This window comes from Flavobacterium sp. (assembly GCF_039932285.1).
GTDB lineage: Bacteria > Bacteroidota > Bacteroidia > Flavobacteriales > Flavobacteriaceae > Flavobacterium.
The window spans coordinates 47,614-56,361 of record NZ_JBDTQE010000010.1; the positions used below are offsets into that span (position 1 = coordinate 47,614).

Annotated in this window: 9 protein-coding genes and 1 pseudogene; all 10 read left to right on the forward strand. The window is 32.2% G+C overall.

The window, feature by feature from the left end:
* The first annotated feature begins 32 nt into the window (after positions 1-32).
* A complete protein-coding gene (locus ABI549_RS03750) occupies positions 33-1,433 on the forward strand; it encodes an anthranilate synthase component I family protein (RefSeq protein WP_348075116.1) in 1,401 nt (466 codons plus the stop codon).
* 10 nt (positions 1,434-1,443) lie between these two features.
* Positions 1,444-2,013, forward strand: a complete 570-nt coding sequence (locus tag ABI549_RS03755; protein WP_348075117.1) for an aminodeoxychorismate/anthranilate synthase component II — start codon at positions 1,444-1,446, stop codon at positions 2,011-2,013.
* A 65-nt stretch (positions 2,014-2,078) separates the two neighbouring features.
* Positions 2,079-3,074, forward strand: a complete 996-nt coding sequence (gene trpD / locus ABI549_RS03760) for an anthranilate phosphoribosyltransferase (protein ID WP_348075118.1) — start codon at positions 2,079-2,081, stop codon at positions 3,072-3,074.
* Positions 3,075-3,114: 40 nt separating this feature from the next.
* The gene (gene trpC / locus ABI549_RS03765; protein WP_348075119.1) at positions 3,115-3,894 is read left to right on the forward strand and encodes an indole-3-glycerol phosphate synthase TrpC; all 780 of its coding nucleotides are present in this window, start codon (positions 3,115-3,117) and stop codon (positions 3,892-3,894) included.
* Positions 3,895-3,903: 9 nt separating this feature from the next.
* Positions 3,904-4,503 (forward strand): phosphoribosylanthranilate isomerase, encoded by a 600-nt coding sequence (locus ABI549_RS03770; RefSeq protein WP_348075120.1) that lies wholly within the window; start codon positions 3,904-3,906, stop codon positions 4,501-4,503.
* A 12-nt stretch (positions 4,504-4,515) separates the two neighbouring features.
* Complete coding sequence (gene trpB, locus ABI549_RS03775) at positions 4,516-5,697, forward strand: tryptophan synthase subunit beta (protein ID WP_348075121.1); 1,182 nt, start codon at positions 4,516-4,518, stop codon at positions 5,695-5,697.
* 162 nt (positions 5,698-5,859) lie between these two features.
* On the forward strand, positions 5,860-6,624 hold the full coding sequence (gene trpA, locus ABI549_RS03780) for a tryptophan synthase subunit alpha (protein WP_348075122.1): 765 nt from the start codon (positions 5,860-5,862) through the stop codon (positions 6,622-6,624).
* Between the two features lie 234 nt (positions 6,625-6,858).
* Positions 6,859-7,749, forward strand: coding sequence for a metalloprotease (locus ABI549_RS03785; RefSeq protein ID WP_348075123.1), 891 nt, complete (start codon positions 6,859-6,861; stop codon positions 7,747-7,749).
* A 147-nt stretch (positions 7,750-7,896) separates the two neighbouring features.
* Positions 7,897-8,520 carry a TetR family transcriptional regulator gene (locus ABI549_RS03790; protein ID WP_348075124.1) on the forward strand — a complete coding sequence of 208 codons (624 nt, stop codon included), beginning with the start codon at positions 7,897-7,899 and terminating at the stop codon, positions 8,518-8,520.
* Positions 8,510-8,748 (forward strand): annotated as a pseudogene (locus ABI549_RS03795) (TolC family protein); the annotation flags it as partial. The gene ABI549_RS03790 and the pseudogene ABI549_RS03795, both read left to right, overlap by 11 nt.

An 8,748-nucleotide genomic window follows, 5' to 3' on the forward strand; every position in this document is an offset into this window, starting at 1 on the left:
TTTTTTATGCAAAAAAACAAATAATATCACACATGAAAACATATACATTCAAAACCCAATTCAAACAAATCCTTGCTGATACTATTACGCCAGTAAGTATTTACCTAAAAATTCGTGACAAATTCCCCAATAGTTTATTACTAGAAAGTAGTGATTATCATGCTAATGATAATAGTTTCTCTTATATCTGTTGTAATCCTATTGCGACAATAAAAATAGAAAATGAAGCTATTTTCAAATCATTTCCTGATGGAACCTCAGAAAAAATAGAGATAAATAATCAAACCAACATTCCAAACGAGATTCAAAGATTTACGGCTCAATTTAAATCCGAAAGCAATAATTTCAAATTTATTAATAACGGATTATTTGGTTATATTTCTTATGATGCAGTGCGTTATTTTGAAAAAATAGAAATCACAAAAAAGGAAAATGATTTACAAATTCCAGATATTTATTACGCAGTGTATCAAAATATAATTGCGATTAATCATTTCAAAAATGAAGCGTTTATTTTCTGTCATTCGTTAACCGAAGAAAATAATATTAATGAAATTCAACAATTATTGCAAACAAGAAATTTACCTGCTTACTCTTTTTCTAAAAACGATGATAAAAAATCGAATTTGACTGATGAAGATTTCAAAAAAAATGTGGTTTTAGCCAAAAAACATTGTTACCGTGGCGATGTCTTTCAATTGGTTTTATCACGACGATTTACACAAGGTTTCAAAGGCGATGAGTTTAATGTATATCGTACTCTAAGAAGTATAAACCCATCTCCTTATTTGTTCTTTTTCGACTATGGCGATTTCAAAATAATGGGTTCTTCTCCCGAAGCACAATTAATTATCCAAAACAGAAAAGCCGAAATTCATCCAATAGCTGGAACTTTCAAACGAACTGGAAACGATGAACAAGACGCTATTCTTGCCAAACAATTATCGGAAGATCAAAAAGAAAATGCCGAACATGTGATGTTAGTTGACTTAGCCAGAAATGACTTAAGCAGACAAAGTCATCATGTTCAAGTAGAAAAATATCGTGAAGTACAGTTTTTCTCTCATGTTATTCATTTAGTATCTAAAGTGACTGGACAAATACACGAAAATTCTTCTACAATGAAAGTCGTAGCCGATACTTTTCCAGCTGGAACTTTATCTGGTGCTCCAAAATACAAAGCAATGGAACTTATCGAAAAATATGAAAACACAAATAGAAATTTTTATGGAGGCGCCATAGGTTTTATGGATTTTGAAGGCAACTTTAACCATGCCATTATGATTCGGACTTTTTTAAGCAAAAATCACGAATTACATTATCAAGCTGGCGCTGGAATTGTAGCAAATTCAGTTGAAGAAAATGAATTACAGGAAGTATATAATAAATTAGCTGCTCTAGACAAAGCATTAGAATTAGCAGAGAAAATTTAAATTTAAAAAAATGAAAAAAATACTAGTCATAGACAATTACGATAGTTTTACATACAATTTAGTACATTATCTCGAAGATTTAAACTGCGAAGTAACAGTATATCGCAACGATGAGTTTGATATTGATGAAATAAAAAACTTCGATAAAATATTACTTTCTCCAGGCCCAGGAATCCCCGACGAAGCAGGTTTACTCAAAGAAGTCATCAGAACTTATGCAGCTACAAAAAGTATTTTGGGTGTTTGTTTGGGACAACAAGCCATAGGAGAGGTTTTTGGCGGAAGCCTTATTAATCTTGAAAAAGTGTATCACGGTGTAGCCACAAATGTGAATGTCGTAGTCGATAATGAAAGCCTTTTTGATGGTCTAGAAAAACAAATAGAAGTGGGTCGTTATCATTCTTGGGTTGTAAATACTTTTGATTTTCCTGATGTATTAGAAATTACTTCAGTTGATGAGAACGGACAAATCATGTCTTTGCGTCACAAAACTTACGATGTTCGTGGCGTACAATTTCATCCAGAAAGTGTATTAACACCAAATGGTAAAAAAATATTAGAAAATTGGGTTAAAAATTAAATAATTTAAGTTCAAAAAATCCGTGTAAATCAGCTAAAATCCGTGTCATCCGCGTGCCATTAAAAATGAAAAATATACTCAACAGACTCATCAACCACGAAACGCTTTCTAAACAGGAAGCAAAAAATATATTGGTTAATATTTCTAACGGAGATTACAATCCGAGCCAAATAGCCAGTTTTTTAACCGTTTATATGATGCGAAATATTACTATCGATGAATTGGCAGGATTCCGAGAAGCGTTATTAGAATTGTGCATCTCAATCAATTTATCCGCTTATAATACCATCGATTTATGCGGAACTGGTGGCGATGGCAAAAATACTTTCAATATTTCAACATTAGCGTCATTTGTAACTGCTGGAGCTGGAGTAAAAGTAGCAAAACATGGAAATTATGGTGTTTCGTCTATTTCTGGTTCAAGTAACGTAATGGAAAATTTAGGTGTGAAATTTAGTAATGAGTCGTCATTTCTTGAAAAGTGTATCGACCAAGCTGGGATTTGTGTTTTGCATGCACCCTTATTTCACCCAGCAATGAAAAACGTAGCGCCTATAAGAAAAGATTTGGCTGTAAAAACCTTTTTTAACATGTTGGGACCCATGGTTAATCCAAGTTTTCCTAAAAACCAATTGGTTGGTGTTTTTAATCTCGAATTGGCTAGAATGTACAGTTATTTGTATCAAAATACCGAAACAAATTATACCATTTTACACAGTTTAGATGGTTATGATGAAATTTCTTTGACAGGAAATACCAAAACCATTACAAATAAAATGGAAGGAATGCTAAAACCAGAAGATTTTGGAGTTGCTATTTTATCCCAAACTGATATTCAAGGCGGAACAACGATAGAAGAATCAGCAAAAATGTTTCTTACTATTATTTCAGGAAAAGGAACTGAAGCACAAAATAATGTGGTTTGTGCCAATGCAGGAATGGCAATTGCAACAGTAGTAAATAATCTAACTCCTATAAAAGGATTTGAATTAGCAAAAGAAAGTTTACTATCTGGAAGAGGTTTTGAAGCACTGAAAAAATTACAACAATTAAGTCAATAGCAATTTCAATGGCAATGACAAAATTCAATATAAAACACAAATGAATATACTTGACAGAATTATTACAGACAAAAGGCAAGAAGTCGTTCTTAAAAAATCGATCATTCCTGTATCCCAATTAGAAAATTCAATACTTTTTGGAAGTAGAACCATTTCTTTGAGTAAAATTTTACGAAATAATAATGCTGGAATTATTGCCGAACACAAACGTCGATCTCCATCAAAAGCGGAAATAAATTATAGTTTTTCGGTAGAAGAAGTTGTAAAAGGCTATCAAAATGCTGGTGTTTGTGGAATTTCTGTTTTAACAGACGGAAAATATTTTGGTGGTTCATTAGACGATTTATTGCTGGCAAGAGCTTCTGTAAGTATTCCGCTTTTGCGAAAAGAATTTATCATTGATGAATATCAAATACTAGAAGCAAAAGCACATGGAGCCGATTTAATTTTGCTCATCTCAGCAGTTTTAACTCGTGAGGAAATTAAAAATTTATCGGAATTTGCGCAATCTTTAGGTTTAGAGGTTTTGCTAGAAGTTCATAATCTAGAAGAATTACAAAAATCAATTATGCCAAGTTTAGATATGATTGGTGTAAACAATCGCAATCTCAAAACATTCGAAGTCAGTTTAGAATTTAGCAAAGAACTAGCTTCCGAAATTCCAGATGAATTTGTAAAAGTTTCCGAAAGTGGTATTTCTTCTATCGAAGCCATCAACGAATTAAAACCCTATGGCTATAAAGGATTTCTTATTGGCGAAAACTTTATGAAAACAGATAATCCAGGAAAATCAGCTTCAAATTTTATAAAACAACTTTAAGCCAAGAAAATGAAATTAAAAATCTGCGGAATGAAATATCCCGAAAACATTCTCGAAGTAAGCGAATTTCTTCCAGATTTTCTCGGTTTTATTTTCTGGGAGAAATCTAGTCGATATTTTGATGGTGAAATTCCTGAAATTCCAAAATCAATAAAAAAAGTAGGGGTTTTTGTAAATGCAACTTTAGAAGAAATTGGTTTTAAAATAAAGAAATACGATTTACACGTTATTCAATTGCACGGAAATGAAAACCCAGAGTTTTGTAAAAAATTGAAAAAAGAGAATATCGAAATTATCAAAGTGTTTTCTATAAATGATGATTTTGATTTTTCATTATTAAAACCATTTGAAAATGCTTGTGATTATTTTTTATTCGATACAAAAGGCAAATTACCTGGCGGAAACGGAATAACTTTTAATTGGCAAATATTACAACAATACAAATCGACAAAGCCATTTTTCCTTAGCGGTGGAATTGGATCAGAAGAAATTGAAAATATCAAGAAATTAAATTTACCCATTTATACCATCGATGTAAACAGCAAATTTGAAATCGAACCTGGACTAAAAGACATTGAATTATTAAAAAAATTTAAAATTAACTTTTAAACTTTAAACACAATGAGTTTTCACGTAAACGAAAAAGGATTTTATGGCAATTTTGGAGGCGCTTACATTCCCGAAATGCTCTACCCAAATGTTGAGGAATTAAGACAAAATTATCTCAAAATCACAGCAGACGAATCTTTCCAAAAAGAATTTCATGAGCTGTTAAAAGATTATGTAGGTCGCCCTACTCCACTCTATTTCGCCGAACGATTATCTGCTGAATACAACACAAAAATCTATCTAAAAAGAGAAGATTTGTGTCATACTGGCGCGCACAAAGTCAACAATACTATTGGACAAATTCTATTAGCAAAGCGACTAGGAAAAACACGTATTATTGCTGAAACTGGCGCAGGACAACACGGTGTTGCAACCGCTACCGTTTGTGCCCTCATGGGTTTGCAATGTATTGTTTATATGGGAGAAGTAGACATTAAACGGCAAGCACCAAACGTAGCGAGAATGAAAATGTTAGGTGCCGAAGTTCGTCCCGCAACATCAGGCTCAAAAACCCTAAAAGATGCTACAAACGAAGCCATACGAGATTGGATAAACAACCCAATCGATACTTATTATATCATAGGATCTGTAGTAGGCCCACATCCTTATCCAGATATGGTGGCGCGTTTTCAGAGTGTTATTTCCGAAGAAATAAAAAGTCAATTACTAGAAAAAGAAGGGCGTAAAAACCCAGATTATGTGATCGCTTGTGTAGGTGGCGGAAGCAATGCTGCTGGTACTTTCTATCATTTTCTTGACGAAAAAGAAGTAAATATCATTGCTGTCGAAGCTGCCGGAAAAGGCATCGATTCCGGCGAAAGTGCAGCCACTTCAGCATTGGGAAAAATAGGAATTATTCATGGCAGTAAAACGCTATTAATGCAAAGTCCTGACGGTCAAATTACAGAACCCTACTCTATTTCGGCAGGATTAGATTATCCGGGCGTTGGTCCTATGCATGCCCATTTATTCGAAACAAAAAGAGCGGAATTTATTTCAATTACAGATGAAGAAGCTATGGATTGGGGTATAAAAATATCTCAAACCGAAGGGATTATCCCAGCTATAGAAACTGCACATGCCTTTGCTGTTTTAGATAAGAAAAAATTCAAACCGACTGATATTTTAGTAATAAATCTTTCTGGACGTGGCGATAAAGATTTGAATACTTATATAGATTATTTTAAATTATAGTTGGGCGTTACCGCAAAAAAGCGGTCAGGCTTTACGTTGCAATCTTTTGTTTTTTAAAGAAAAAAACAAAAGGATTTTCACTTCAATCCTTAACGCAAAAAAACAACTCACAAAGACCTAACAGGTTTTAAAAACCTGTTAGGTGTGAATAAAAAACAAAATATGAACAGAATAAATCAAAAATTACAAGAAGATAAAAAGCTACTTTCTATTTATTTTTCGGCGGGATATCCCAGCTTAAACGATACAGTGCAAATAATTCAAGATTTGGAAAAATCTGGAGTAGATATGATTGAAATTGGTTTACCTTTTAGCGATCCTCTAGCCGATGGACCAACTATTCAAGAAAGTTCGACTAAAGCTTTAGAAAACGGAATGACTACAAAATTACTTTTTGAACAATTGAAAAGCATTCGTCAAACCGTTAAAATTCCGCTAATAATCATGGGATATTTTAACCCTATTTTACAATATGGAATAGAAGATTTTTGCAAAAAATGCGAAGAAATAGGAATTGATGGGCTTATAATTCCAGATTTACCCGTCGATATTTATGCAGAAAACTACAAAGAAATTTTTGAAAAACAGGGTTTAATAAACGTGTTTCTAATCACACCACAAACTTCCGAAGAAAGAATTAAGCATATCGATTCAGTTTCCAACGGATTTATTTATATGGTTTCTTCAGCTTCTGTAACAGGAAGTGCTACTGGATTTGGAGATAATCAAACCAGCTATTTCAAAAAAATTTCTGACATGAATTTGAAAAACCATCAAATTGTAGGTTTTGGAATTAATAATAAAGAAACTTTCAATCAAGCAACCCAATTTGCAAAAGGAGCCATCATTGGAAGTGCTTTTATAAATTTTCTTACTAATAAAGGGACCTCAAATATTAACACTTTCATAAACAGATTTTTAGAATAAAAAACGTGTTAATTATTTGTTAAATAACATAGTAAATCATTGGTGTAAAAGCATATAAAAGATGTTCTTTATCGATAAAAACATTTATCATATCGATTATCACTATTAATTATAGTTTAAATAAATTCGTCTTAAATTATGAATGAATTATCAAATTGTTAAATTTAATGTAAAATGTATATTTTTACATTCGAAAATTAATCAAACCAACAATTTAAAACCAACCAAAAAATTATGAAAACAACCAAAAAAACCAATTTATTTTTAACAGCTTTAGCGTTAGGAATGTTATTTTCTTGTAACAACGAAGATAATCCAGTTGTAACGTCAGAAAATGCAGCAATTCAGCAACCATCACTTTTAAACAAAGAATGTAGTTTTGTTGATAATAATTGGTCTTCAACTGCTAATTTGTACACCAGCTTACCTAATTCAGGAAGTACAACAGGATCAAGTCTAATTGTATCTCAAAATTCGAGTGTAGCCTCTTTTTGGGGTAGAAGCGCTCCAACTTTCCGTTTTGTAAGAGATTTAAGTAATTCAAGTTCTACTTTTAATGCAATTTCTTATAGTAATGGCAAAATTTATTTTGGTGAGGCTATTTTTAAATGGGCCTATTTAAGAGATAGCTCTAACTTAATTAACGTAATGATCTTAGCTCATGAGTATGGCCACCAATTACAATACGCTTTTGGTTTACCTTCTGTTAGAGAGAATACTGCTAGACCAAATGAGCTTGAAGCTGATGGTTTTGCAGGATATTATTTAAGAAGAGGTTATGGTAAGTCAACATTTGCATCTATTGCAACTGGTTACGATGCTGCCTTTGCAATTGGAGATAATCAAACAACTAGTCCAGGTCATCATGGTACACCAGCGCAAAGAAGATCAGCAGTTCGTTTAGGTTTCTTGCTAGCTGATCCAACAAACTCTAAACTAAGTGCTTCTTCATTTGATTCTAATTTTTTCTACTATTATTCGGGTGTATTAAACGGAACTTACCGCCAAGCTTTACCAGAATCATATAACAGAGAAATTGATTCATTAATAAGACTTCATGCAGACGAGTTAAGAAGAATTGCCTCAGGAGAAATGAGTGACGAAGAATATTACAACCTTGATTAATATTTTATAAAAATCTAAAAGCTGTCCTACGAGACAGCTTTTTTTTATGTTTTAAAACAAACGTTAAAGTAATGTTAAATGCTATTTAAACAAACGTTTAATTTAAACAAACGTTTAATTTTGCATCGATTTTAAAAATCAATACTCATGACTGCTTTTAATGACAAACAAATTGAAATTCTTCAAGTCGCCGAAAAATTGTTTTCGGAACATGGTTTTGACGGAACTTCAGTAAGAGATATAGCTAAAGAAGGTAACATTAATATTGCGATGATTTCCTACTATTTTGGTTCTAAAGAAAAATTACTAGAAGCTTTGATCATCACACGAATTTCTGACTTGCGATTGGAAATGGAAAATCTCTTCAAAGAAAATTTATCTCCATTTGAAAAAATAGACCGATTGATCGAGTTATACATCACTCGAATTAATAAAAATTGTGGGATGTATCAAATTATACATTTTGAAATTACTTCCAAAAAAAGAGACATCAACTACGAGTCCTTTAATGAAGTAAAAAAATACAATCTAGAGATTCTAAGAAATATCATCGAAGAAGGACAATCTCAAGGATTGTTTGCTAAAAATGTTAATGTAGCATTGATTCCACCAACCATTATGGGAACATACTTCCATTTTCAGATGAACAGGCCTTTTTACAATGATATATTTAATTTAAAAACGCAGGAAGATTTCGATAACTATATCGTAAATGATTTAACAAAACACATTCAACAAACAATTAAAGCGCTATTGGTTTATGAAAATTAAAAAAACAATCCTAATTGCAATTTCTTTTTTTGGAATAACAATAGGTTACTCGCAGGAAAGAAAAACATTATCGCTAAAAGAAGCTATCTCATTAGCAACGACCAAAAGTAACGAAGCCAATCTTGCCAATATAAAAGTTACTACTTCGAAACTGGAAATGGAAACTATGAAAAACAATCAGTATCCAAGTTTGAAGATTTCAGGGCAATTTTTACAACTAACAAATGC